The sequence below is a fragment of the Pseudomonas sp. 31-12 genome (assembly GCF_003151075.1).
Lineage (GTDB): Bacteria > Pseudomonadota > Gammaproteobacteria > Pseudomonadales > Pseudomonadaceae > Aquipseudomonas.
In genome coordinates this window covers 5,719,464-5,743,180 of the sequence record NZ_CP029482.1, presented here as the reverse complement: position 1 = coordinate 5,743,180, position 23,717 = coordinate 5,719,464, and the positions used below count along the sequence as shown (strand labels likewise).

The 23,717-nt window shown below is 58.9% G+C and carries 24 protein-coding genes; 13 read left to right on the top strand and 11 right to left on the bottom strand.

Translation table 11 applies throughout. The features are described 5' to 3' along the window. Positions 1-73: 73 nt before the first annotated feature. From DJ564_RS27065 to norR, 4 genes are all read right to left on the bottom strand, one after another. Positions 74-400, bottom strand: a complete 327-nt coding sequence (locus DJ564_RS27065; protein WP_109634685.1) for a hypothetical protein — start codon at positions 398-400, stop codon at positions 74-76. A 152-nt stretch (positions 401-552) separates the two neighbouring features. Further along, entirely contained in the window at positions 553-1,011 is a 459-nt protein-coding gene (locus tag DJ564_RS27060; protein ID WP_109636218.1) for a GNAT family N-acetyltransferase, read from the bottom strand. Between the two features lie 27 nt (positions 1,012-1,038). Then, positions 1,039-1,941 carry a chemotaxis protein CheV gene (locus DJ564_RS27055; protein WP_010458072.1) on the bottom strand — a complete coding sequence of 301 codons (903 nt, stop codon included), beginning with the start codon at positions 1,939-1,941 and terminating at the stop codon, positions 1,039-1,041. A 265-nt stretch (positions 1,942-2,206) separates the two neighbouring features. Then, on the bottom strand, positions 2,207-3,760 hold the full coding sequence (norR, locus tag DJ564_RS27045) for a nitric oxide reductase transcriptional regulator NorR (protein ID WP_109634682.1): 1,554 nt from the start codon (positions 3,758-3,760) through the stop codon (positions 2,207-2,209). Positions 3,761-3,916: 156 nt separating this feature from the next. Here norR and hmpA point away from each other — a divergent pair, with 156 nt between their 5' ends. From hmpA to DJ564_RS26995, 9 genes are all read left to right on the top strand, one after another. Continuing rightward, the gene (hmpA, locus tag DJ564_RS27040) at positions 3,917-5,098 is read left to right on the top strand and encodes an NO-inducible flavohemoprotein (protein WP_109634681.1); all 1,182 of its coding nucleotides are present in this window, start codon (positions 3,917-3,919) and stop codon (positions 5,096-5,098) included. Positions 5,099-5,376: 278 nt separating this feature from the next. Then, positions 5,377-5,886 carry a disulfide bond formation protein B gene (locus tag DJ564_RS27035; protein WP_109634679.1) on the top strand — a complete coding sequence of 170 codons (510 nt, stop codon included), beginning with the start codon at positions 5,377-5,379 and terminating at the stop codon, positions 5,884-5,886. A gap of 826 nt (positions 5,887-6,712) precedes the next feature. After that, entirely contained in the window at positions 6,713-7,657 is a 945-nt protein-coding gene (gene cyoA / locus DJ564_RS27025) for a ubiquinol oxidase subunit II (RefSeq protein WP_109634678.1), read from the top strand. 3 nt (positions 7,658-7,660) lie between these two features. Beyond that, on the top strand, positions 7,661-9,691 hold the full coding sequence (gene cyoB / locus DJ564_RS27020; protein WP_109634676.1) for a cytochrome o ubiquinol oxidase subunit I: 2,031 nt from the start codon (positions 7,661-7,663) through the stop codon (positions 9,689-9,691). 3 nt (positions 9,692-9,694) lie between these two features. Next, complete coding sequence (locus DJ564_RS27015) at positions 9,695-10,321, top strand: cytochrome o ubiquinol oxidase subunit III (protein ID WP_109634674.1); 627 nt, start codon at positions 9,695-9,697, stop codon at positions 10,319-10,321. Further along, positions 10,322-10,657, top strand: a complete 336-nt coding sequence (cyoD, locus tag DJ564_RS27010; RefSeq protein WP_096481055.1) for a cytochrome o ubiquinol oxidase subunit IV — start codon at positions 10,322-10,324, stop codon at positions 10,655-10,657. It abuts the gene before it with no gap. Positions 10,658-10,668: 11 nt separating this feature from the next. Continuing rightward, a complete protein-coding gene (cyoE, locus tag DJ564_RS27005) occupies positions 10,669-11,556 on the top strand; it encodes a heme o synthase (protein WP_109634673.1) in 888 nt (295 codons plus the stop codon). A gap of 258 nt (positions 11,557-11,814) precedes the next feature. Next, positions 11,815-12,453, top strand: a complete 639-nt coding sequence (locus DJ564_RS27000) for a DUF6036 family nucleotidyltransferase (RefSeq protein ID WP_178082327.1) — start codon at positions 11,815-11,817, stop codon at positions 12,451-12,453. Continuing rightward, a complete protein-coding gene (locus DJ564_RS26995) occupies positions 12,437-12,889 on the top strand; it encodes a hypothetical protein (RefSeq protein WP_109634671.1) in 453 nt (150 codons plus the stop codon). The genes DJ564_RS27000 and DJ564_RS26995 overlap by 17 nt, the downstream gene beginning before the upstream one ends. Before the next feature lie 101 nt (positions 12,890-12,990). Here the strand turns inward: DJ564_RS26995 and DJ564_RS26990 are convergent, their stop codons facing one another. Then, on the bottom strand, positions 12,991-14,394 hold the full coding sequence (locus DJ564_RS26990) for a PLP-dependent aminotransferase family protein (RefSeq protein WP_109634669.1): 1,404 nt from the start codon (positions 14,392-14,394) through the stop codon (positions 12,991-12,993). Positions 14,395-14,515: 121 nt separating this feature from the next. On the opposite strand from DJ564_RS26990, the gene DJ564_RS26985 reads away from it, so the two are divergent. Beyond that, complete coding sequence (locus DJ564_RS26985) at positions 14,516-15,010, top strand: RidA family protein (RefSeq protein ID WP_109634668.1); 495 nt, start codon at positions 14,516-14,518, stop codon at positions 15,008-15,010. Between the two features lie 174 nt (positions 15,011-15,184). On the opposite strand, the gene DJ564_RS26980 is transcribed toward DJ564_RS26985, so the two are convergent. The 4 genes from DJ564_RS26980 to DJ564_RS26965 all read right to left on the bottom strand — a co-directional run bounded on the left by DJ564_RS26980 (position 15,185) and on the right by DJ564_RS26965 (position 19,033). Then, positions 15,185-15,889 (bottom strand): hypothetical protein, encoded by a 705-nt coding sequence (locus tag DJ564_RS26980; RefSeq protein ID WP_109634666.1) that lies wholly within the window; start codon positions 15,887-15,889, stop codon positions 15,185-15,187. Between the two features lie 116 nt (positions 15,890-16,005). Next, positions 16,006-16,749 (bottom strand): DUF72 domain-containing protein, encoded by a 744-nt coding sequence (locus tag DJ564_RS26975; protein WP_109634665.1) that lies wholly within the window; start codon positions 16,747-16,749, stop codon positions 16,006-16,008. Positions 16,750-16,802: 53 nt separating this feature from the next. Beyond that, positions 16,803-18,320 carry a HAMP domain-containing sensor histidine kinase gene (locus DJ564_RS26970; protein ID WP_109634663.1) on the bottom strand — a complete coding sequence of 506 codons (1,518 nt, stop codon included), beginning with the start codon at positions 18,318-18,320 and terminating at the stop codon, positions 16,803-16,805. After that, on the bottom strand, positions 18,317-19,033 hold the full coding sequence (locus tag DJ564_RS26965; RefSeq protein WP_109634661.1) for a response regulator transcription factor: 717 nt from the start codon (positions 19,031-19,033) through the stop codon (positions 18,317-18,319). Before DJ564_RS26965 ends, DJ564_RS26970 begins: the two co-directional genes overlap by 4 nt. Before the next feature lie 152 nt (positions 19,034-19,185). On the opposite strand from DJ564_RS26965, the gene msrB reads away from it, so the two are divergent. The 3 genes from msrB to msrA are packed head-to-tail and all read left to right on the top strand — an operon-like array spanning position 19,186 to position 22,250. Beyond that, positions 19,186-19,704, top strand: coding sequence for a peptide-methionine (R)-S-oxide reductase MsrB (gene msrB, locus DJ564_RS26960; protein ID WP_109634659.1), 519 nt, complete (start codon positions 19,186-19,188; stop codon positions 19,702-19,704). Positions 19,705-19,747: 43 nt separating this feature from the next. Then, complete coding sequence (locus tag DJ564_RS26955; protein ID WP_109636214.1) at positions 19,748-21,511, top strand: cytochrome c biogenesis protein DipZ; 1,764 nt, start codon at positions 19,748-19,750, stop codon at positions 21,509-21,511. 31 nt (positions 21,512-21,542) lie between these two features. Beyond that, positions 21,543-22,250, top strand: coding sequence for a peptide-methionine (S)-S-oxide reductase MsrA (msrA, locus tag DJ564_RS26950; protein ID WP_109634658.1), 708 nt, complete (start codon positions 21,543-21,545; stop codon positions 22,248-22,250). 12 nt (positions 22,251-22,262) lie between these two features. Here msrA and DJ564_RS26945 read toward each other — a convergent pair whose 3' ends face one another. Both DJ564_RS26945 and DJ564_RS26940 read right to left on the bottom strand, forming a co-directional pair. Then, complete coding sequence (locus DJ564_RS26945; RefSeq protein WP_109634656.1) at positions 22,263-22,667, bottom strand: GNAT family N-acetyltransferase; 405 nt, start codon at positions 22,665-22,667, stop codon at positions 22,263-22,265. Then, a complete protein-coding gene (locus tag DJ564_RS26940) occupies positions 22,664-23,677 on the bottom strand; it encodes a sensor domain-containing diguanylate cyclase (RefSeq protein WP_109634654.1) in 1,014 nt (337 codons plus the stop codon). Before DJ564_RS26940 ends, DJ564_RS26945 begins: the two co-directional genes overlap by 4 nt. Positions 23,678-23,717 lie beyond the last annotated feature (40 nt).

Sequence of the window (23,717 nt, the reverse complement as noted above, 5' to 3'; positions counted from 1 at the left end):
GTCGCTTCCGAAGGCATGAAACGGCGCCAGAAAGACACCGCGAAAGCACGTTTCGAAGCAAGTTATGCGCCATTCACTGGGCTTTGGCGGTGGGGCGGATGGAGTCCCACTCGGTCACGTAGGCGGTTTTGGTCTTTTTGTTGTAGAGGCACAGCTCGGTGCCTTGCTGGCCTTTCATGTGTTTTTGCGGGTATTGGCCTTGCAGCAGGAGCGCGGTGTAGCCAACGCGGTCGTCGAATTGCGCGGCGTTACCGACGGGTTTGGCGTTTTTCAGGCCGCTCGCTTTGCTGCAGCTGGCGAGCACGGCTTTGTCGTAGGCAGCCCAGGCGTCAGGGCTGGAGGCGTGGGCCTGGGTGGCGAGGGCGGTAAGGCAGAGGAAGGTCAGGGTGGCGGTTTTCATGGGGCTGGCATCCTTGGGCGGTGAGTTGGCCGAGGGGGGGAGTATGCCTGATGGTGTTGGGTTGAATGTGTCGGCCTCATCGCCAGCAGGCTGGCTCCCACAGGGGGTACGCGATTAAATGTGGGAGCGAGCCTGCTCGCGATGGCGGTGTATCAGACGGGAACCTGCTCTCGGCGGACCACATACATCCCGGCACTTTCATACAGCCGTTGCGCCCGAAGGTTGTCTTCCAATACCTTCAAATCCACAAAGCCTTCCCGGCGATCCTGAAACACCTTGAAAGCATGCAGCAGCAACGCACGACCCAATCCGAGGCCCTGAGCCTGTGGATGCACCACCAAACTCTTGATGTACGCGCTGGTCCAGCACTGGCAAACACCGACGATGTTTCCGCCATCCAGAGCAATGAAACACAGGCTCGGATCGTATTCTGGATCGGTCTCAAATCGCTGTTGCCAGACATCCAGTGCCGGCACACGACCACCGCCCTCTCTATGCCCCTGTTCCATCAAGTGATGAACGGCGTCAGCCAGTTCGGGGCGGTATTCGACGAGGACTATTCCCTCGGGCCAGGTGATCGCGGGCACAACCTCAGCAAGGTTGCGCCGCATCAAAAAGCAAAATTGCTCGGCCAAGACTCAGTGACCTTGTTCGGCGACGGCTTTGGCCGCCTCGATCAGGCATCGGGTCAGTTCTGGCGAGGAGAACTTGGTCAGCACTGCGTTGGCCCCGGCCAGGCGCGCTTTCTCGCTGTTCATCGCACTGTCCAGCGACGTGTGCAGCAGCACATAAAGGTGCGAGAAGTCCGGCGTCTCGCGCAGGGTGCGGGTGAAGGCATAGCCGTCCATCTCCGACATTTCGATGTCTGAGACGATCAGGTTGATCTGCTGCGCCGTGCCTTGCAGGTCCAGCAGGCAGTCGATGGCTTCCTTGGCACTGCGGGCGGTGTGGCATTGCAGGCCGAGGTTGCGCAGGGTGTGCACCGATTGCTGCAGCGCGACCTGGCTGTCGTCGACCACCAGAATCCGCGCATTGCCCAGCACTTCGGCGTCTTCCATGCTCAGTTCGGTCGGGGCCATTTCGATCTGCGCCGGGGCGATGCCGTGGATGACCTTTTCGATGTCCAGCACTTGCACCAGGGTGCCGTCGACCGAGGTCACGCCGGTGATGTACGAGCGCACGCCGCCGGAGCCGAAGGGTGGCGGGCGGATGTCGGTGGTCAGGCAGTGGACGATCTTGCTCACGGCCTGAACGTGCAGGCCCTGCTTGGAGCGGCTGACGTCGGTGACGATCAGGCAGCCACCGTTCGGGTCTTCCAGCGGCCGCTCGCCGATGGCGCGGCTGAGGTCGATCACCGACAGCGAGGCGCCGCGCAGGGTGGCGATGCCTTTGACGTGGGGGTGCGACTCCGGCAGCTTGGTCAGCGGCGGGCAGGGGATGATCTCGCTGACTTTCAGCAGGTTGATTGCCATCAGCTTGCCGCTGCGCAAGGTAAACAGCAGAAGCGAAAGTGAGTCTGCGCGGGCTTTGGTGGTGGACATAAAAACCTTCTGTGGAAAAAGGTGATCGGCGAGGAAAAAGTCGCCAAAAGCTATTGATGCCGGGTTATCGACTTGTTGGGGGCAGGCTTTAGGCTAAATACCCATTGGCAGCCAAACGGTGATCCTCTGTGGCGAGGGAGCTTGCTCCCGCTCGGCTGCGCAGCAGTCGCAAAACCTGCGCCTGCGGATTGCCCGACAAAACGCGTCGTCTGATTGGGGAGCGCTTCGCACTCCAGCGGGAGCAAGCTCCCTCGCCACAGGGGCGTTATTTCATGCCCAGTCGCTTCGCCATCCGCCCGAGATTCGCTCGGTCCAGGCCCAGCTCGCGCGCCGCGCTCGCCCAGTTGTCGTGATGCCGTTCCAGGCAAGCGCTGATCAATTGTCGCTGATAGTTTTCGGTGGCTTCACGCAAATCTCCCGCGACCAAAACGGCAGGGCTGGCCGCCGGTTGCTCGGTGGCGGCGATTTCGACGCTGCCAGTGGGCAAATCCAGATCCGCCGCACTCAAACTGAGAATCTTCGGCCGTTCCTTGCAGTTGCCCAACGCTTTCAACGCGCTGCGACCAATCAAGTGCTCCAGCTCCCGCACATTCCCCGGCCAACCATACGCCAGCAGTGCCGCTTGCGCGTCGCTGTTCAGGCGCAGGCTATTAAGGCCCATCCGCGAGCGGTTCTGTTCCAGGAAATAACCGCTGAGCAGCAACACATCGCGCCCGCGATCACGCAGGGCAGGCACCAGCAGCGGGTAAACACTCAGGCGATGGTAGAAGTCAGCACGGTAGCGGCCGCTGCGCACTTCTTCGGCCAGGTCGCGGTTGGTCGCCGCGATCAGCCGCACGTCGACTTGATGCTCTTTATCCGACCCCAGGCGCTGCAACTGACCGCTTTGCAGCACCCGCAACAACTTGGCTTGCACGGTCAGCGACAGTTCGCCGACTTCATCGAGAAACAATGTGCCGCCATTGGCCAGTTCGAACTTGCCGCGTCGATCGTTCGTGGCGCCAGTGAACGCGCCGCGCACATGGCCGAACAATTCGCTTTCCACCAATGTGTCCGGCAGGGCGGCGCAATTGAGGCTGATGATCGGTTTGTCGGCCCGAGGCGAGGCGGCGTGAATCGCCTGCGCCACCAGTTCCTTGCCGACCCCGGTTTCGCCGGTGATCAGCACGGTCAGGTCGCTGCCGCCCACCAGGTTGATCTCTTCCACCAGGCGTTTATGCGCCTTGCTCTGGCCGATCATCTCGCGGTTCTGCTGGCCGCTGGCCTGACGGTAGACCTCGGCGCGCTGATGTTCGTCTTCGGCGCGATTGGCCAGGCGCTCGATGCGCTCGGCGGCGTTGACGGTGGCCGCCGCGAGGCTGGCGAAGGCTTGCAGGGCGTCCAGTTCGATGGGTTCGAATTGTTCCGGGTCGAGGGCGTCGAGGGTCAGCAAACCCCACGGTCGCTCGTCGATAAACAGCGGGCAGCCCATGCAGTCGTGGACTTCCAGATGCTCGTCGAGACCGTCGACCAAACCGTCGTAAGGATCAGGCAAGTCGCTGTCGGCGGCGAACCGGGTCGGGCCGTGGCTGCTGAGCAACGCCTCGAAGCGTGGGTGTTCGCTGACTTTGAAACGCCGGCCCAAGGTGTCGGTGCTCAACCCATCGACGGCCAGCGGCACCAGCCATTCGCCATCCAGGCGCAGCAGGGCGGCGGCATCGCAGGGGAGCAGGGCGCGCATGGCTTCGAGCAGGCGTCGATAGCGCTCGCCTTCGGGCAGTTCGCGGGACAGGTCGGAGACCAGCGGCAGTAGGGCGGTGAGCAGAGATTTTGCAGTCATAGTGACTCCGTGTAGTCGGTATGACTATAAGGCAGTGTGTGTCGATATGACTATCTTGTTTATAAGATATTGATTTTAAACGTTTAAATTTCTGGCATGGAAAGTGATAAGTCTAGGGCAATCAGTTAGTAACCCAAGTAGCCCAGGAGTCACTTTATGCTTAGCGTTCAAGACCGTGCCATCGTCAAATCCACCGTGCCGCTGCTGGAAAGCGGTGGCGAAGCGCTGATCACTCACTTCTACCGCATGATGCTCTCCGAATACCCGGAAGTGCGTCCGCTGTTCAACCAGGCCCACCAGGCCAGCGGTGATCAGCCACGCGCCCTGGCCAACGGCGTATTGATGTACGCGCGCCACATCGACCAGCTCGATCAGTTGGGCGACTTGGTCGCCAAGATCATCAACAAGCACGTGGCCCTGCAAATCCTGCCCGAACACTACCCGATTGTCGGCAATTGCCTGCTGCGCGCCATTTCCGAAGTGCTGGGCGACGAAATCGCCACCCCTGAAGTGATGAGTGCCTGGGGCGCGGCCTACGGTCAATTGGCCGATATCCTGATCGGCGCCGAAACCAGCATCTACGATCAAAAGGAACAAGCCCCCGGCGGCTGGCGCGGGGCGCGTGAATTCATCGTCGCGGCCAAGGTCGAGGAAAGCGCGGAAATCACCTCGTTCTACTTCGAACCTGCGGACAAAGGCGCGATTCTGGCGGCTGAACCGGGCCAGTACATCGGCATGAAACTGATCCTCGATGGCGAAGAGATCCGCCGTAACTATTCGTTGTCGGCGCTGGCCAACAAAGGTCAATACCGCATCAGCGTCAAGCGAGAGACCGGTGGCCGCGCCTCTAACCACTTGCACGATCAACTGCATGTCGGCTCGAGCATTCAGCTGTTCCCGCCATCGGGCGAGTTCACCCTGACCGCCAGTGACAAACCGTTGGTGCTGATCAGCGGCGGCGTCGGTATCACCCCGACGCTGGCGATGCTGGAAGCGGCGCTGGCGACTGAGCGGCCGGTGCACTTTATCCACTGCGCGCGCAACGGCAGTGTTCACGCCTTCCGCGACTGGATCGATGCCTTGGCCGCGCGTCACCCGCAGCTCAAGCGCTTCTATTGCTACGCCGAAGATGACGGCGTGAGCCCGGCGGCGGACAAGGTCGGGTTGTTGAGCCGGGAGCAATTGGGTGAGTGGCTGCCCGAGCAGCGTGATGTGGATGCTTACTTCCTGGGGCCGAAAGGGTTTATGGCGGCGACCAAGCGTCACTTGAAAGCCTTGGGTGTGCCGGAGAAGCAGAGCCGTTACGAGTTCTTCGGGCCGGCTTCGGCGTTGGAATAATCAGCTGCGGCGACTCGGAAACAGCGAGTCGCCTTCATCGCGAGCAGGCTCGCTCCCACACTTGACCGCGTTCTTTCAGGGGAATGCGATCGAATGTGGGAGCGAGCCTGCTCGCGATTGGCCCACCTCGGTCTTCATTCGTAAAAACCTTCGAAAGTTAATCCCTCCTTAACCGCTTTATCGTCTATTCCCCGATCACCACCGGAACGCGCCGGGCTCTCAAAGGTTGGAGCCTGCGTGTAGACTTCCGGGCAATCGATCTTTACAAGGGAAACGCGATGAGCGAGGAAACGATGCGGTTGGGACGTGAACGGCGCTATCTGGTGTTGCTGGGCATCATCTGCCTGGCGCTGATCGGTGGCGCGCTGTACATGCAAATTGTGCTGGGCGAGGCGCCGTGCCCGCTGTGCATCCTGCAACGTTATGCGCTGTTGCTGATTGCGCTGTTTGCCTTCATTGGCGCGGCCATGCGCACCCGTCGCAGCATCACGGTGTTCGAGACGCTGGTGGTCATCTGCGCCATCGCAGGCGTCGCCGTGGCCGGGCATCACGTTTACACCCAGTTCTACCCGGCAGTGAGTTGTGGCATCGATGTGCTGCAACCGATTGTTGATGGCCTGCCGCTGGCGAAGATCTTCCCGCTGGGCTTCCAGGTCGACGGTTTCTGTTCCACGCCGTACCCGCCGGTCCTCGGTTTGTCGCTGGCGCAGTGGGCGCTGGTTGCGTTCGTGCTGATCGTGGTGCTGGTGCCGCTGCTCACTTCGCGTAACCGCAAAGCGTTGCGCTGAGGTCATCCGCCACTCGCGCGGACGATCCGTTACTGAAACGAAAAACGCCCCGGTCCTTCATCAAGAGGACCGGGGCGTTTTGCATTTCAGGGTCGGCGTAAAAAGTTAGTGATGTGCGGCAGCGAAGGGTGCGACACGTGTGCGACATGTTGTCACAGCGAGGCTGTCGCAAGGCATTTCAAGGTGCCTGATTGGTGCATAGCCAGACAACGAAATTGGCCTGCTCAGGCGTCTGTCGATTTAAAGGCTATCACGCGCAAGCAGGCAGTTTTAACAGGGGCTGGCGAATCGCCAGAGCCCTTGTCTGATAGGGGCTAGGGCATCCTCGAAGTGTCTGCACAAGCCCTGATAGCTGTCTGAACTGCGTGCGGTAGACCTACAAATTTTGGTGTTTTTGTTGAGAATGAATTTCGATAAGATGCCGCACTTTTGCAAAAACCGTTAATGATTGTTGCTGGAATGGATAAAAATTATTTCGGGATGAGACATGGTTTATGGATCGCTACGTATCTACAATCGCCCGCACTGAATTCCGGCACTGCTCACCTTGAGCAGGAAAACAGGGCGTCGAGGAGCTGAACGCTTCGTGCGACTCCCAGGTGTCGGAGCCTTCCAACTATCCGCACCAAATGGAATTGGTCTGTAACAAGGCCTTTGACCACGAATTCGAATAAGAACTTACCGCTAGCCCAGGATTTGTCGAACAGCGTCTGACGCGCGACGGGCAGCCCTTATTCAATCCAAGAAAAATGCCAACCCTTGGCAGGGTGAAGTGTTGGCGATCAAAACCCAACTGCATTGCGCAAGCTGCTTTAGAGGTCGTGAGATGAGTAAAAACAGGTACCCCAGACTACTAGGCTTATTGCCGCTGCTCGGCACGTTGTTGCTGTCAGGCTGCAACATGACCTTGCTCGATCCCAAGGGCCAGGTTGGCCTGGATGAGCGAAACCTGATCATCACCGCAACGCTGCTGATGCTTCTGGTCGTGGTACCGGTCATCGTCATGACCTTCCTGTTCGCCTGGAAATACCGCGCGTCTAACCAGGATGCCGTCTACACACCGAAGTGGTCGCACTCCACCAAGATCGAAATCGCAGTGTGGACGATCCCGGTACTGATCATCATTGCCCTGGGTTACATCACCTACAAGTCGACCCACGCGCTGGATCCATACAAGCCGCTGGAATCCGACGTCAAGCCGATCACCATTGAAGTGGTCGCGCTGGACTGGAAGTGGATGTTCATCTATCCGGAGCAAGGCATCGCCACCGTCAACAAGATCGTGTTCCCGGCGCACACGCCGATCAACTTCAAGGTGACTTCGGACTCCGTGATGAACTCGTTCTTCATCCCGGCCCTGGGTGGCCAGATCTACGCGATGGCCGGCATGCAGACCAAACTGCACCTGATCGCCAACCAGAACGCTGAAATGGACGGTATCTCCGCCAACTACAGCGGCGCTGGTTTCACCGGCATGAAATTCAAGGCTATCGCCACTTCCCAGGAAGATTTCGACGCCTGGGTAAGTGAAGTCAAAAAGGCACCTAAACAGCTTGAAGAAGCTGAATACGCAGCCCTTTCCAAGCCGAGCCAGAACAACCCAGTCGAGCTCTACTCCTCGGTCACTCCGAACCTGTTCCAGATCATCGTCGACAAGTACGAAGGCATGAAACCGGGTCCGAAGGTCAAGCACGAGAAGAAAGAGAAAGAAGTGGCCGCTACGCAAGGAATGGACATGAACTCGCATTCAGCTGCCGGGGCAGAGGAGTAAACGATGTTTGGTAAATTAAGTTGGGAAGCGGTCCCGTTCCACGAACCGATCGTGATGATTACCATCGCCATGATCGCGCTCGGCGGTCTGGCGCTGTTCGCTGCAATCACCTACTTCAAGAAGTGGACTTATTTGTGGACCGAGTGGCTGACCTCGGTCGACCACAAGAAAATCGGCGTGATGTACATCATCGTCGCCATGGTCATGCTGCTGCGCGGTTTTGCCGACGCCATCATGATGCGTACCCAGCTGGCCATGGCCACCGAGGGTTCGCCTGGCTACCTGCCACCTGAACACTATGACCAGATCTTCACCGCTCACGGTGTGATCATGATCATCTTCATGGCGATGCCATTCTTCACCGGCCTGATGAACCTTGCAGTGCCGCTGCAGATCGGCGCGCGTGACGTTGCCTATCCGTTCCTGAACTCCTTGAGCTTCTGGCTGCTGGTATCGGGCGTGGTGCTGATCAACCTGTCCCTGGGCGTCGGCGAATTCGCCAAGACCGGCTGGGTTGCCTATCCGCCGCTGTCGGGCCTGCAATACAGCCCTGGCGTGGGGATGGATTACTACATCTGGGCGCTACAGCTATCCGGGTTAGGTACGACGCTGACGGGGGTCAACTTCCTGGCCACCGTGCTGAAGATGCGTACCCCTGGCATGAAGCTGATGGACATGCCGATCTTCACTTGGACCTGCACCTGGGCCAACGTCCTGATCGTGGCTTCGTTCCCTATCCTGACCGCTACCCTGGCACTGCTGACGCTTGACCGTTACATGGATTTCCACATTTTCACCAATGAACTTGGTGGCAATCCGATGATGTACGTCAACCTGTTCTGGGCCTGGGGTCACCCTGAGGTTTACATCCTGATTCTGCCGGCGTTCGGGATCTTCTCCGAAGTCATCTCGACCTTCACCGGCAAGCGTCTGTTCGGCCACCACTCGATGGTCTACGCATCGGGCGCGATCTCGATCCTGGGCTTCATGGTCTGGCTGCACCACTTCTTCACCATGGGTTCGGGTGCCAGCGTCAACGCCTTCTTCGGTCTGGCGACGATGCTGATTTCGATCCCGACGGGTGTGAAGCTATTCAACTGGCTGTTCACCATTTACCAAGGCCGTCTGCGTTTCACCAGCCAGGTTCTGTGGACCCTGGGCTTCATGGTGACTTTCGCCATCGGCGGCATGACCGGCGTATTGCTGGCCATCCCGGGTGCTGACTTCGTCCTGCACAACAGCCTGTTCGTGATCGCTCACTTCCACAACGTGATCATCGGCGGCGCGGTATTCGGCTACATCGCCGGCTTCGCTTTCTACTTCCCTAAAGCGTTCGGCTTCAAGCTGCACGAAGGTTGGGGCAAGGCAGCGTTCTGGTTCTGGATCTCGGGCTTCTTTGTCGCGTTCATGCCGCTCTATGCACTGGGCTTCATGGGCATGACCCGTCGTCTGAACGCCACCACCAACCCTGAGTGGGTGCCGTACCTGTACGTCGCCATGTTCGGTGCGGTGATGATCGCTGTGGGTATCGCTTGCCAGCTGATCCAGCTCTACGTGAGTGTGCGTGATCGCAACAAGCCGGAAAACATGTGCGAACACGGCGACCCGTGGAATGCCCACACGCTGGAATGGTCGACCTCGTCGCCACCACCGTTCTACAACTTCGCTGTGCTGCCAAAAGCCGAAACCATCGACCCGTTCACCGAAGCCAAGGAAAACGGTACCGCGTACCAGGCTCCGGCCAAGTACGAGCCGATCCACATGCCAAACAACACCGCGACCGGTGTGGTCATGGGCGCTCTGTTGACTGTGTTCGGTTTCGCGATGATCTGGCACATCTGGTGGCTGGCCATCGTTGGCCTGGTTGGCACCGTGGTCTACTTCGTGATCCACGCTGCACGTGATGACCAAGGCTACATGGTGCCGGTCGAGACAATCGAACGCATCGAAGCCGAGCAGCACAAGCGTCTGGTAGCGGCCGGGAAAATCCCAGCCACCGCCACCCGTGTTGAAACCTCGTTGGAACAGGCTTAAACCATGTCGAACTTAGTGACCAATGCTGGACACACCCATGTCGATGGACATGGGCACGATGACCATCACCACGACTCGGGCGAGATGACCGTATTCGGTTTCTGGCTCTACCTGATGACCGACTGCATCCTGTTTGCGTCGATCTTCGCGGTCTACGCGGTACTGGTTAACAACGTAGCGGGTGGCCCGTCGGGCCACGACATCTTCGAACTGCCATACGTACTGGGCGAAACCGCTCTGCTGCTGTTCAGTTCGATCACCTACGGCTTCGCCATGCTGGCGTTGTTCAAGGGCAAGAAGAATCAGGTCCTGGGCTGGTTGGGCATGACCTTCCTGCTGGGCGCCGGCTTTATCGCCATGGAGATCAACGAGTTCCACATCTTGATCGCCGAAGGTTACGGCCCTAGCCGCAGCGGCTTCCTGTCCGGGTTCTTCACCCTGGTCGGCACCCACGGTCTGCACGTGACCAGTGGTCTGATCTGGATGGCGATCATGATGTACCAGGTGCAGAAAAACGGCCTGACGGCGACCAACAAGACCCGTCTGAGCTGCCTGAGCCTGTTCTGGCACTTCCTGGACGTGGTGTGGATCTGCGTATTCACCGTTGTTTATCTGATGGGGACTATGTAAATGGCTAACGCTCATTCCCACGATAGCCACGACGCCGGCCACGGCAGCGTCAAGTCTTACGCTATCGGTTTCATTCTGTCGGTGATCCTGACCGTCATTCCTTTCGGCCTGGTGATGTACCCATCGCTGCCGAAAGCCATGACCCTGTGGATCGTACTGGCCTTCGCAGTGATCCAGGTGCTGGTGCACCTGGTGTACTTCCTCCACCTGGACCGTTCGGCCGCGCAGCGTAACAACGTGATTGCGTTTGTTTTCGCCGCCATCGTGATCGTCCTGCTGGTTGGCCTGTCGCTGTGGATCATGTTCAGCATCCACACCAACATGATGGCGCACTGAGGTAAATCCGGATGTCCTTGAAGCACTTTATCCAAATCACCAAACCGGGGATCATTTTCGGTAACGTGCTTTCTGTGGCAGGCGGATTTTTCCTGGCCTCGAAAGGGCATGTCGATCTGGCCATTTTCCTGGCCGCAATGATCGGCACCTCCCTGGTAGTGGCTTCCGGTTGCGTGTTCAACAACTGCATCGACCGCGACATCGACCTGAAGATGGAACGCACCAAAAACCGGGCGCTGGTCCAGGGCTTGATCTCCCTGAAACTGGCCCTGGCTTTTGCGACCGTCCTGGGTGTTTTCGGCGTTGCACTGTTGTACAAAGTGGCCAACCCGTTGGCCGCGTTGTTCGCGGTGATCGGCTTTGTCATCTACGTCGGCTTCTACAGCCTGTACCTCAAGCGCAAGTCGGTTCACGGCACGCTGGTGGGCAGTCTGTCGGGCGCAATGCCGCCGGTGATTGGCTACGTGGCTGTGACCAACAGTTTCGACATGGCCGCACTGACGCTGCTGGTGATGTTCAGCCTGTGGCAGATGCCGCATTCCTACGCCATCGCGATCTTCCGCTTCAACGATTACCTGGCCGCATCGATTCCGGTGCTGCCTGTGAAGCGCGGGATTCAAGTGGCCAAGAAGCACATCCTGATCTACATCCTGGCCTTCCTCGTGGCGACCTTGATGCTGACCTTCAGCGGCTACGCCGGCATGAGCTACCTCGCCGTCGCCGCAGCCATGGGCATGTACTGGTTGTACATGGCCTGGACCGGCTACAAGGCAGTGGATGACACGGTCTGGGCACGCAAGCTGTTCGTGTTCTCGATCTTCACCATTACCGCGTTGAGCGTGATGATGTCCCTGGACTTCAAAGTGCCGAGCGAGTTGTTGCTGACGTACGCGCCTTAAACGTCGGATGCTGTAAAGAAAAGCCCCGCCCTTCGAGAGAAGAGCGGGGCTTTTTATTGGGGGCGATTCAGTTGTTTGCACACCAAGTCTCGAAACAGGCACGCAACTGAAGCGAGGTCCAGTTCTCCTGCCTACCAATGTGGCAGAACCTTCCTACAAACCTTTCAGGTTGTCGGTCGGAAGTCGCCTTTCTAACCTCAGGACTTTGCCAAATCAGCTGAAACAGCTGTCTGGCGTTTAGTTGTTAGAGGTTCGAATATGGATTTGCCGGACGTAATCATTCCCCGTGTTAATACGAGCACAGCGTTAGGGCAGGCTTTGATTTCAATGTTCAAATCTGTCGAAGCTGAGTTGGTGCTTGAGTATGCAGAAACTGGGGCGGTAAAAATTATTGTGTTCGGTGGGTGTGCGGTTCACTTATATACAAATCACCGTGTTTCCACGGATGTCGATGCCGAGATTTACGAGGCTAATGTCCCCAAAAGTCTCCACCTTCAAACCATGCTCGCAGAGGTTCCCGAACAATTTTTCGATGAGCGATCCGGTCGACTGATGGAGCTGAACTACGACCTTCAATACAACACAAGCTTTGGGCCCGTTCACGAGGATTACTGGGAGCGAAGCCTTCCACTTGCCGAGTTTGCGAGTGAGTCTCCTCTGCATGTTCACATTGCATCGCCGATCGACATTGCCATTTCTAAATTGGGCAGAGCTACGGATCAAGACATTGGCGATATCATGGCGCTGCTCAGATGTGGTTTCATACTCACCACCGAGCTGCGCCGGCTGGCGCTGCAGGCGATTGATGTATATGTTGGCAATAAAGAGTCACCAACCTCTGTTCTCGAAAATATTTTGCACAATTATCTGGAGAATACAGATGGCGAAGCCCCTTAGTGGCCACGTCCTCTCATCCGCTTTGGACACCCTGGTCAAAAGCCCTTTGAATCAGGCAGATGATGCTGCGCTTGTGAGCGCTGCAAAAGCTGTCTGGTACTCAAGCTCGAACCTCGCAAATGAAGTCTCGGCTTTTTTGAGTGGCCATTCGGATGAGGTCGAGGTTCGTCGCGCAGGCTACCTGCTCGAACGCTTTACACGTTTTTCATGCGTGTCTGATAGCCGCGTGTTGGAAACCTTCAATGCCCTTGAGCTTTTTGCCTACTCGACTATCAAGCAAGACTTGAAGCCGGAAACAGCCGCGCCGCTTCGCCGACGCCGTGATGAACTGGCAGCCTCCTGGGGGTTGAGTGAAGGTCTAGGCCTAAAGGCTCAAACCCTCATGCCTTTTCAGACTCGACATTACGAGGCAGAGCAGCGCGCAGTATTGTCCTGAGCCTGCGTTGTGTAACAAAAATCCGACAGTCGATTGAAAGCCCTGCCTTTGAGAGAAGAGCGGGGCTTTTTGTTGGAACAGCAAAATGGCATCAGAAAAACTCAGCGATCAAGCAGCCGGAAGAACCGCTCGCGCACCTGCGGGCTATCGCTGTGCGCCACGTTGAAACGCAGGAAGCTGCTGGCATCAGCGGCTTTGCTCAACAGAGTGCCAGGCGCCAGCACCAGATGGTTTTCAAGGCCTTTGCTGGCCAGCGTTTCGGCATGCAGTCCTTCGGGCAGTCGTGTCCAGATGAACAGCCCTTCACCCGGTATCGATGACACCGAGCATCCAGCCTCTGTCAGCCATTTCGTCACGCGACTGCTCGATTCATACAGGCGATCAACCGTGCGCCGGGTGTGTTTGGCGTAGCTGCCGTTACTGAGCATGGTGCAGGTGATCTGCTCCGCCAGTTCCGAGGTCACGCCGCCGCAGGCTATCTTCAAAGTGATCAGTCGTGCGGCCAATTGTGGCGATAGCGCGGTATAGCTGACCCGGCTGTTGGCGGTCAGGGTCTTGGAGAAACCGGAGACGTAACTGACATTGTCCAGACCGCTCGCGGCCAGGCGCGGGGTGCGTCTTTGCTGGATGTCGCCATACAAGTCATCTTCGAGGATGTGGACGCCGTAACGGTGGCTCAGCTCCAGCAAGCGATACACCTGTGCGGCGGAGAACGAGTGCCCGGTCGGGTTGTGCAGCGTGCTGTTGGTCATGTACAGCACGGGGCGATGGGCGATCAGCAATTGCTCGAAGGCTTCCAGATCCAGGCCGTCGCAATCGCGGGCGATGGTGATGACCTTGGCGCCGTGCAACGCCAGGTTGGTGTGCATGTTGAAGTAACACGGATCGTCGAGCAGCACGGTGTCGCCGGGTTTTATCAACAGGCGCATCAGCAGGTCGATGGCCTGTACGGTGTTGGCGGTGGTGATGATCTGCGCCACTGGCACCTCGATGCCGACGGTCGACAGCTTGACCCGCAACGCCTCGCGCAGCGGGAGGTAACCACCGACCTCGCCGTATTCGCCCATGCGCAGCGCGGTCGCGCGAAGGGTGCTGCGCACGGCTTTGAGCAATTCGTCGGCGGGCAGCCACGAGGCCGGCAGAAATCCGCAGCCGGGACGCAGCGCACCGTTGTCCAGCAGCATTGCGCGGCGGACCCGGCTGAGCGTGTCTTGGGGTTGTAGATTTGGGGCAGCTGCGTGTTGGGGAGAGGGGCTCGGGCGATGGATGTAATGCCCCGAACCTTGGCGTGAGACCACCAGCCCCTTGGCCCGCAAGCGGTCGAGGGCGTCGACCACAGTGGATTTACCCACGTTCATCAACTCGGAGAGTTCGCGAATCGGCGGCAACTTGGCCCCGTTAGGCAGGCCTCCCTGGCTGATGGCCGCAGACAACTGATCGACGATCTGCTGCACCAGCGGCACTCCTGGCTGGAACTCGATGGCGGCGATGACGGCGCGCTGCATTTTACTGGTCTCCCTGGCAGTAAAGTTTGTTGGATCTTATACGAAGTTGCCCTGATCAAGACACGCATCTCTCTCTACCATCACCTGCGCGTATGCATGATTGATTAAGAGGGTTCGGTTAATGAGTAATCAAATGAGTCGCGACGAGCGCTTCCTCGCGATGGCGAAAGAACTCGGCTTTGATATCTACGACGAGAACTCTGCTGGCGGGCATTACGCGCCGCTGATCCGGCACGATGACGAACTGTATGTCAGCGGGCTGGTGCCGCGAATGAACGGCAAAATCCAGTACCCCGGCCGAGTGGGGCTGGAACTCAACCTGGCCGATGCCCAAGAGGCCGCGGGTATCAGCGCGATCCGTGGGCTTGCACTGATCCGTGAGGCCATCGGTTCACTGGATAACGTCAAGGCACTGCTGCGCATCACCGTCTACGTGAAATCCACGTTCGACTTTGTGGACCTCAGCGAGGTGGCCAACGGCGCGTCCGACGTCTTTACGCATGTGTTGGGTGAAGCCGGGAAGCACACACGAACGACCGTCGGTGTTTACCAGTTGCCGAAAAACGCGCCGATAGAAGTGGATATGATCGCGGCCTTGTATCCGTCCGAGCGGTAAGTCTTTTGGGCATATCTGCTTTTGTGGCGAGGGAGCTTGCTCCCGCTTGAGTGCGTAGCACTCACAAGAATCGGCATTGTTGCCACATTTTTTTGGGGCCGCTACGCAGCCCAGCGGGAGCAAGCTCCCTCGCCACAGGTTGCTTACTGACTGAAAGCTTTCAGGTCGATCGTGTTACTGCGCGGCGATGCTGTAGCCGTCGAACGCGGTTTGCTGCTGAAGTGCGGTGATGATGTTTTTGCGGTTGACCGCTTGTTCGGCCCCGGTGTTGTCCAGGAACGTTTCGCTTTCAATCTGCGCATCCTCGCCTTCGCCGACGAAAGTGAAACCGAGGAACTCCAGCGCTTTGCGATCTACGTTCAGGCTCGCACGAGGCGTGCGTAGCGGCAGCGTGACGCTCGCGCCATCCTTGCTGATGGTAAACACTTCGAGGTCTTTCTTGGCGCGAGCCACTTTGCTCTTGCCGGTGCTTGGGTTGCTGATGGCCTGATGCGTCTGGTTCAGCACCTTCAAGGCCAGGCCATAGACGATTTCCTGAAACGCCGGGTCTTCCTTGAAACTGGACAGAATACGGCTGATCGGAAACTTGCTGCTCAGGTCTTCCAGCGCGGCAATGTCGGACGCTTCGGCGTCTTTCAGTTGTTTGAGTTCGCCCATCAGTTCATAGGCTTTATCGTCGTCGAAGCTGTCGTGAGCCTGGCGAATCGCGGCGCGCAGCTCGCGGATCTGGTCGCTTTCCCGGGTCGATTGAAAAGCGTCCAGGACCATCTCGCTGATGGTCTTGGCCTGTGGCACATGCTGTGAAAGATTGATGGAGTTTTCGTATTCCGCTTTGGACGACAAGGTGACTACGGATTCAGCGGTATTGGAATCGGACATTGAAATTTCACTACTTCTTTTAGCTTGGGTTTAGGCGAGAAAGCACGGGGCCTTTTCAGGCCGCCTAATCTATTGGACCTGACCTGAGTTGTCACGGATGAACAGGCGGTTGGTCATCATTTTTGGCGGGGAGGCGTCATTCGCTGAAGCTCCAGCGCATTGGCCGTCGCCGCGCCACTGGCGGTATTGTCGAAGATGCACCAGGTGGGGACGCCGTCGGCTTGGGGTTGTAGCTTGTGGGCCAGGTATTCAAGCCATGGCATCTCGTAGTTTGAGTAGTAGATTCGCGGTGATCCGTGCAATCGGTAGTAGCGGATGCCCGGCCAGGCTCCGGGCACATCACCTTCGGGCAGCGGCGAAGGATCGGCTGCCACTTGGCCGATTCGATGCTCAATCAGTAGCGCTTGCGCCTCAGGTGTTTGCCAGCTGACATGCCTCGGTTCAAATACTGCGAAGCCGCAGTAACGCGAACGAAATGTGGTGAAGAAGGTTTCGGCGGTTTTGATTTCGAAGGACAGGGAGGGCGGGATCTGGATTAGCAGGCAACCAAGCTTCTGACCCAGATGGGAGCATTGCTCGACAAAGTCATTGATCAACTTTTCACAATCCAGCAAGCGAGCTTCGTGAGTGATCTGCTTGGGGATTTTGACTGAAAACCTGAAACCCTCCGGCACACTCTCGGCCCATCGTGCATAGGTCGCCGGGCGGTGAGGCCGATAAAACGAGCTGTTGATCTCCACACACGTCAACTGCGCCGCGTACCGTTGCAAGTGTGTGCCTGCGGCAGGAAATGCCTCCCATTGTTCGCGGGGCAGGCTCCATCCGGCGCAGCCGATATACAGGAGCGTGGTGTCAGTCATCAGCGTTTTTTCGCCTCAGCATCAGGTTCAAAACTGTGACCGCTGAAATCTGGCTATTTCCCCATCGAATTCAGGTTCATGGACCGTACGGCCCACTTTTCCGCCGTTTGCTCATCCACCGGCAAGGAAAAACGGAAGGTCGCGCCACGACCCGGAACGTCGATCAACTGGATCTCGCGACCGTGCAATTGCAGGATCCGATGCACGATTCGCAGCCCCAGCCCGCCATCGCGCCGGGCACCGCCAATGTTGAACGGACGCAGGAACAAACCTTCGCGCAATTCGGGTGCGATGCCGGGGCCGGTGTCGCTGACGGTGACTTCGATAAAGGGCCCCTGAGGGCGCAGGCTCAGTTCGATTTCGCCTCCCTGAGGTGTGTCGCGCAGGGCATTGTCGAACAGGTTGGTCAATACGCGCTCGATCAGCCCCAAGTCAGCGCAGGCGGCCGAAACGTTGGGCGCGAAGGTGGCCTTGAGTTCGATCTGCCGTGATTCGGCGGTGAGTTCGAATTTCTGGAAGATGTCCTGCACCAGGTCGGTCAGGGAGAAACGCTCCAGCACCGGTTGCACGAAACCGTGTTCCAGCCGAACCAGTTCCAGCAGCGATTGCGCCAGGCCACCCACCTTGCGGCTTTGATCCAGGGCGATGCCCAGGTAGCGACGGCGGTCGACGGGGGACAGCGTGGCGTCTTTGAGCGACAGGGTTTCCAGATACCCGTGCAGCGAGGCCAGCGGTGTGCGCAGGTCGTGGGAAATGTTTGCCACCAGTTCGCGGCGCTCCTGATCCTGGCGAGTCAGCGAGCGCCACTGTTCGCTGAGGCGGGTTTGCATCTGGCGGAAGGCGGCGTCGAGTACGGCAATCTCATCATGACTGGACGTTTTTTCTACCGGGTCCGTGACGGGCGGGGAGGAGGGGACGCCGTCGATGTCGAACTGGCTGACTCGTTCGGTCAACCGACGCAGCGGTCGGGTGATCAGGGCAAATGCCGCGAGGCCAGCGATCAGGCACAACAACGCCACCAGACCGATGGACAGCAGCGCGGTATCGAGCGCGGCGCTGGTGGCGCCGCGTTCGGCGAAGCGGTCGTGTTCTTCGCTGAGCAACACCACATAGAGGTAACCCTCCTGTTTGCCGTTGACCTGCAACGGCGCGGCGCTGAACACTTTGCGTCCGTCGACGCTGCGCGGATCGTCGCCGAGAATCGGCAGCGCATCGCCTTTTAGCAACCGCTGGATCGGTGCCAGATCGACCCGGTCCCGGCGCATCCGGCCTTCGGGGGCAGCGCTGCCGACGACATGTCCCTCGGTGTTGAGCAGGTAGACCTCGACACTGGGATTGACCAGCATGAGTTTGCTGAACAGTTCGCGCACGGCGTTCGGCATCAGGCCATTGGTGTCCATCAGCACGGTGTCGCGAGCGATGTGTTGGGCGAGATCGCGCGACAGCCCTTGAACCACTTCCAGTTCGTGCATCTTGTTGGAGCGCACTTGCATCCAGGCCGAGGTGCTACAGCACACCAGTAACAGGACGGCGAACACCAGGGACAGGCGCTGTGTCAGGGTCAGCCTCATGGCTGCTCCTCCCTGGCCGCGAATTTATAGCCGCGACCCCACACCGTCAGGATGCGCGCGGGTTGTGCCGGATCGGCTTCGATCTTGGCCCGCAGGCGGTTGATATGGGTGTTGACCGTGTGTTCGTAGCCTTCGTGGCTGTAGCCCCAGACCGCGTTCAGCAGGTCCATCCGCGAGAACACCTTGCCAGGCTGACGGACGAAGAAATACAGCAGGTCGAACTCGCGTGGAGTCAGGTCCAGGCGACGACCGTCGAGAGAGACGTCGCGGGTGATCGGGTCGATGGACAGGCCATTTGTGATCAGGCTGCCAGCGTCCATTTTCAGGTTGCGGGCCATGGCGTCGACTCGTCGCAGCAGGGCTTTGACCCGGGCGACCAGCTCAAGCATGGAGAAAGGCTTGGCCAGGTAATCGTCGGCACCGAGTTCCAGCCCCAGGATCCGGTGCATTTCACTGGATCGGGCGCTGGTGATGATGATCGGTGTGTAGCGGGCCATGGCCCGCGCCCGACGGCAGATTTCCAGGCCGTCGACACCGGGCAACATCAGGTCGAGGATCAATGCGTCCCAGCTTCCTTGCTGCAGCAGTCGCATGCCTTCACCACCGTCGGCGCAGTGCACCACCTCGAACTGCTCATCGCGCAGATGCAGGCAGATAAGGTCGGCGATGTGCAGGTCGTCCTCGACCACCAGGACACGTTTGGTCTGTTCCATAAAGCTCAATCCTTTGTAGCGCAATGGGCACATTGTGCGGGTTTTCCTCGGGTCGAGTTATCACGAATTGTTTAACTGTCCGTGAGGATTTGGCGATCAACCCAAGCCTAGGCTGTGCTCCCTATCAGGCATCTGGAATTTTGGAGAAGGCCATGTTTTCACGGCGACAGTTTCTTGTAGCGAGCGGCGGGCTGGGCGCTGCAGCCCTGGTGGTCGGTGTGTTGCCAAAATTTGCCGCCCGTACCGAGCTGATCAGCGACGCCAGTGCGTCGGAGGTGTTCGAGGTCACTCACACCGACAGCGAATGGCGCGCCCTGCTCAGTGCCGAACAGTACGAAATCCTGCGGGAAGAGGGCACCGAGCGGGCCTACAGCAGCCCGTTGAACAACGAGCATCGCGAGGGGATTTTTGCCTGTGCCGGTTGTGCCTTGCCGCTGTTTTCTTCCGACACCAAGTTTGATAGCCACACCGGTTGGCCCAGTTTCTGGGCGCCGCTGGACAAGGCAGTGGCGACTCGTCAGGACCGATCCTTCGGCGTGCTGCGCGAAGAAGTCCATTGCCGGCGTTGCGGTGGGCATCTGGGCCATGTCTTCGACGATGGGCCCAAGCCCACCGGCCTGCGTTACTGCATGAATGGTCTGGCGATGACCTTCGAGCCCCAGGCGGCGTGACCCATGGGCACTTCCTTTCACTCATTTAATGCAGGTCGATGCTATGTGGCTTCTGGTTCTCGCTTATCTCGGTGGTGTGCTGACGATTGTCAGCCCGTGCATTCTGCCGGTATTGCCCTTTGTCTTCGCTCGCACCGGGCAGCCGTTTATGAAAAGTGGCTTGCCGCTGTTGGCGGGGATGGCGCTGACCTTCGCGCTCGTCGCCTCGTTGGCGGCGGTGGGCGGCGGTTGGGTGGTGCAAGTCAATCAGTACGGTCGCTGGCTCGCGTTGCTGTTCGTGGCACTGTTCGGGCTGACGCTGCTGCTGCCTCGATTGGCCGAGCGCCTGACACGTCCACTGGTGGCGGCCGGCAGCCGACTGTCGGAAGCGGCGGGCGCCGATGCTCGTCCGCGTCCCGGCGCTTCGTTCCTGATCGGCGTCGCCACGGGCCTGCTCTGGGCGCCGTGTGCCGGACCGATTCTCGGCCTGTTGCTGACCGGCGCAGCGCTGCAAGGGGCAAGCATCGCCACCACGTTGCTGTTGCTGGCCTACGCCGCGGGTGCCGCCACTTCCCTCGCCGTGGCGTTGTTGCTGGGCGGTAAAGTCTTTGCGGCGATGAAGCGCTCGATCGGCGCGGGTGAATGGCTGCGCCGAGGTTTGGGCGCGGCGATGCTGGCCGGCGTGGCGGCGATTGCCCTTGGGCTGGACACCGGGATTCTGGCGCGGATTTCGACAGCTTCCACCGGCGGCATCGAGCAGGCCTTGGTGGGTCGGTTAGCCGGTAAGTCACCGAGCAACAGCGGAGCGATGATGGCCGCTGGCGGGGCGATGAAAATGGCGGCGAAAGCGCCGGGCGCATTGCCGATTGAGGGTAACCTCCCGCCGCTGGACGGTGCCGTGCAGTGGCTCAATTCATCCCCTCTGACCGCACAGGCGTTGAAGGGCAAGGTCGTGCTGGTGGATTTCTGGACTTACTCCTGCATCAATTGCCTGCGCACCTTGCCTTATGTCAAAGCCTGGGCCGAGAAGTACCGCGATCAGGGCCTGGTGGTGATCGGTGTGCATGCGCCTGAGTTCGCCTTTGAGCGTGATGTGGGCAATGTCACCAAAGCCATGAAAGACCTGGGCATCACCTATCCGGTGGCGATCGATAACGACTACAAGATCTGGCGTGCATTCAACAACGAATACTGGCCAGCCCATTATTTTGCCGACGCACAGGGGCGCATTCGTTATCACCACTTTGGTGAAGGCGATTACGCCGAATCGGAACGGGTCATCCAGCAACTGCTGCGTGAAGCGGGCGCCACAAAGGTCGCCGATGGGCTGATCAAAGCCGACGCCACCGGGGTTCAACTAGCCCCGGACATGAATGAAGTTCAGTCACCGGAGACCTACGTCGGCTACCAGCGGGCGGAGCACTTCGTACCGGCAACCGGTCTGGTACCGGACAAAGCGTCGGCGTACACCACCCCACCGCAATTGGCACTCAACGATTGGGGGCTGGACGGTCAATGGAACGTCGGTTCTGAACGCGCGACCTCAACTGCGCCCGCCAGCCGCATCGTCTACCGCTTCCACGCTCGCGATTTGCACCTCGTACTGGGCCCCGGAGCAGACGGCAAACCGGTGCGCTTCAAAGTGCTGATCGACGGAAAAGCCCCCGGCGATGCCCACGGTACCGACGTGGCACCCGATGGCAGCGGCAGTGTCACCGAGCAACGGTTATATCAATTGGTGCGCCAGAACGGCGGCGTGACGGACCGGACCTTCAGCATCGAGTTTCTCGATCCGGGTGTGTCGGCCTATGCCTTTACCTTCGGTTGATAGCCCTATCATTTGTTCAGGAGTCAGACTCATGAAGATCCCAGTTGTATGGCGCCGTACCTTGTTGGGTTTGGCAGCCGCTGGCGTCATCGGCCAATGCTCGGCGTTCTCTTTCGGTGCAGCGGAGGAGGCGGTCATCATCCCGCCGCCTGCCCTGGACGAAACCACTCAGGCCCACAGTGAAACCGCAGTCTTTGCTGGCGGTTGCTTCTGGGGCGTCCAAGGGGTGTTCCAGCACGTCAAAGGCGTGAAACAAGCCGTCTCCGGGTACGCCGGCGGTGAAGCGAACACCGCTCGGTATGAGCGCGTCAGCGACGGCGATACCGGTCATGCGGAATCGGTCGAGGTCACTTTCGATCCGTCGCAGGTCAGTTACGGCACCTTGCTGCAGATCTATTTCTCAGTGGCGCACAACCCCACCGAGTTGAACCGCCAAGGCCCCGACAGCGGCACCCAGTATCGGTCGGCAATCTTCCCGGCGAACACTGAACAGCAGCGCGTCGCCCAGGCCTACATTGCCCAGCTCGACGCCGCCCATTCGTTCAACAAACCCATTGTGACCAAGCTTGAAACCTACAACGGTTTTTACCCGGCGGAGGAGGAGCATCAGGACTTTCTGACCGAGCACCCGACGTATCCATACATCGTGATCAATGACCTGCCGAAAGTGGCGCAGCTGAAGCAGCTGTACCCGGATCGGTATCAGGAGAAACCGGTGCTGGTGAAGTCGGGGATGTGAAGGGCGTTTTGGCTATCGACTGCGTGGGCGCTCCATCGCGATGCTCGACGGTTCAAAACCCAGGCGCGAAAAGAATTCCGCAGCGCCTTCGCGGCCAGCGCGCAGAACCCAGGTGATGTCGGTGTTCTCGCCCATGACATGCTCGACCAGCGCCCGACCAACGCCTTCACGTCGATGCTGCCCGGACACGACAACCATCGACAGATAACCGTTGGACAGGTCGTCGGTAATGCCACGGGCAAACCCGACGATGTGGGAGTCCTTCACGGCAAGCGCTGTGCGTTGGGAGTTGGCGATCAACTGCGCAAAATGGTCAGTTGATCCCAGGCGATGAGCCCATCCGTTCTGCTCAAGAAAAAGCCGCACGGATTCCACTTCCACGGGCAGTACATCGCGGACATGCAGGACGGCACTCACCCGGAAATCACATTCTTGCCCGCGACTTTTGACCGATACAGCGCCTGATCGGCTCTGGCCAGAAGACCGGTTTGTTGCTCTTCTTCAAAGCGCTGGACTACGCCAAAACTCATGGTGACCTGAAACTCTCCCACAGGCGGAAGGCTCGACAGGCCATGTCGAATTTGCTCGGCGAAGGATCTGGCGTCGGCCAGCGACGTATTGGGCAGGATCATGATGAACTCGTCGCCGCCCCAGCGCGCCAATAGGTCGCCGTAGCGCACGCAGCGTTTTACGCTCTTGACGACCTGCACCAACGCCGCATCTCCCAGGGCATGGCCGTAGTGATCGTTGATGTTCTTGAAGTCGTCGATGTCCATCGCAATCAGTGACAGTGGCTGCCGAAAGCGCTGGGCACGGTCGCATTCCTGGGGCAGGGTTTTTTCCAGACGATAGCGATTGGCAATCGATGTCAGTGCATCGGTTTCCGCCAGTTTGCGGTTTTCTTCCAATTGAATTTGCAGCTGCTGATTGACCCGCGACAACTCGCGGGTGCGTTCTTCGACGATGGCTTCAAGGGATTGATTGCGCCGCTCCATTTCCTCGAAGAGACGTTTCTTGTCTTCGATACTGCGGTGCGCACCGACCATCCGCGCCACCGATCCGTCGGCATTGCGTGCCAGCACGTAGCCGCGATCTTCGATCCAGATATAACTGCCGTCCTGCTTGCGGCAGCGATACTCAGCCTGGTAGCCCGGCGCTCGTTGATTCAGGTAATCATCAAACACCGTCATCACCCGCGGGTAGTCATCGGGGTGCATCACGTTTTCCCAGGTAAACACGGTGTTGTCCAGGGAGTGAGGCGCGTAGCCGAGCATTTCGTACCACCCGGGATTGCGGTAGACGAACCCGGTGTTGGCGTTCCAGTCCCATATGCCATCACTGACCAGTTCCAGAATGGTGTGCAACATGTCCTCGTTCAAATCCGACACATTGAATTTCAACGGCTCGATACTTGATGCCTCACCCATCACCGCTCTCCCTGCACTGATATCAAAGTGACCCGTCAGT

Bases quoted from the DNA above. Each gene is read 5' to 3' on its own strand.
- DJ564_RS26940 (WP_109634654.1), bottom strand. From the start codon at position 23,677: ATGGGTGAGGCATCAAGTATCGAGCCGTTGAAATTCAATGTGTCGGAT.
- DJ564_RS27060 (WP_109636218.1), bottom strand. From the start codon at position 1,011: ATGCGGCGCAACCTTGCTGAGGTTGTGCCCGCGATCACCTGGCCCGAG.
- DJ564_RS27065 (WP_109634685.1), bottom strand. From the start codon at position 400: ATGAAAACCGCCACCCTGACCTTCCTCTGCCTTACCGCCCTCGCCACC.
- DJ564_RS26970 (WP_109634663.1), bottom strand. From the start codon at position 18,320: ATGAGGCTGACCCTGACACAGCGCCTGTCCCTGGTGTTCGCCGTCCTG.
- msrB (WP_109634659.1), top strand. From the start codon at position 19,186: ATGTTTTCACGGCGACAGTTTCTTGTAGCGAGCGGCGGGCTGGGCGCT.
- DJ564_RS26985 (WP_109634668.1), top strand. From the start codon at position 14,516: ATGAGTAATCAAATGAGTCGCGACGAGCGCTTCCTCGCGATGGCGAAA.
- DJ564_RS27035 (WP_109634679.1), top strand. From the start codon at position 5,377: ATGAGCGAGGAAACGATGCGGTTGGGACGTGAACGGCGCTATCTGGTG.
- cyoB (WP_109634676.1), top strand. From the start codon at position 7,661: ATGTTTGGTAAATTAAGTTGGGAAGCGGTCCCGTTCCACGAACCGATC.
- DJ564_RS26980 (WP_109634666.1), bottom strand. From the start codon at position 15,889: ATGTCCGATTCCAATACCGCTGAATCCGTAGTCACCTTGTCGTCCAAA.
- DJ564_RS26975 (WP_109634665.1), bottom strand. From the start codon at position 16,749: ATGACTGACACCACGCTCCTGTATATCGGCTGCGCCGGATGGAGCCTG.
- DJ564_RS27055 (WP_010458072.1), bottom strand. From the start codon at position 1,941: ATGTCCACCACCAAAGCCCGCGCAGACTCACTTTCGCTTCTGCTGTTT.
- DJ564_RS27015 (WP_109634674.1), top strand. From the start codon at position 9,695: ATGTCGAACTTAGTGACCAATGCTGGACACACCCATGTCGATGGACAT.
- cyoA (WP_109634678.1), top strand. From the start codon at position 6,713: ATGAGTAAAAACAGGTACCCCAGACTACTAGGCTTATTGCCGCTGCTC.
- norR (WP_109634682.1), bottom strand. From the start codon at position 3,760: ATGACTGCAAAATCTCTGCTCACCGCCCTACTGCCGCTGGTCTCCGAC.
- msrA (WP_109634658.1), top strand. From the start codon at position 21,543: ATGAAGATCCCAGTTGTATGGCGCCGTACCTTGTTGGGTTTGGCAGCC.
- DJ564_RS26990 (WP_109634669.1), bottom strand. From the start codon at position 14,394: ATGCAGCGCGCCGTCATCGCCGCCATCGAGTTCCAGCCAGGAGTGCCG.
- DJ564_RS27000 (WP_178082327.1), top strand. From the start codon at position 11,815: ATGGATTTGCCGGACGTAATCATTCCCCGTGTTAATACGAGCACAGCG.
- cyoD (WP_096481055.1), top strand. From the start codon at position 10,322: ATGGCTAACGCTCATTCCCACGATAGCCACGACGCCGGCCACGGCAGC.
- hmpA (WP_109634681.1), top strand. From the start codon at position 3,917: ATGCTTAGCGTTCAAGACCGTGCCATCGTCAAATCCACCGTGCCGCTG.
- DJ564_RS26955 (WP_109636214.1), top strand. From the start codon at position 19,748: ATGTGGCTTCTGGTTCTCGCTTATCTCGGTGGTGTGCTGACGATTGTC.
- DJ564_RS26965 (WP_109634661.1), bottom strand. From the start codon at position 19,033: ATGGAACAGACCAAACGTGTCCTGGTGGTCGAGGACGACCTGCACATC.
- cyoE (WP_109634673.1), top strand. From the start codon at position 10,669: ATGTCCTTGAAGCACTTTATCCAAATCACCAAACCGGGGATCATTTTC.
- DJ564_RS26995 (WP_109634671.1), top strand. From the start codon at position 12,437: ATGGCGAAGCCCCTTAGTGGCCACGTCCTCTCATCCGCTTTGGACACC.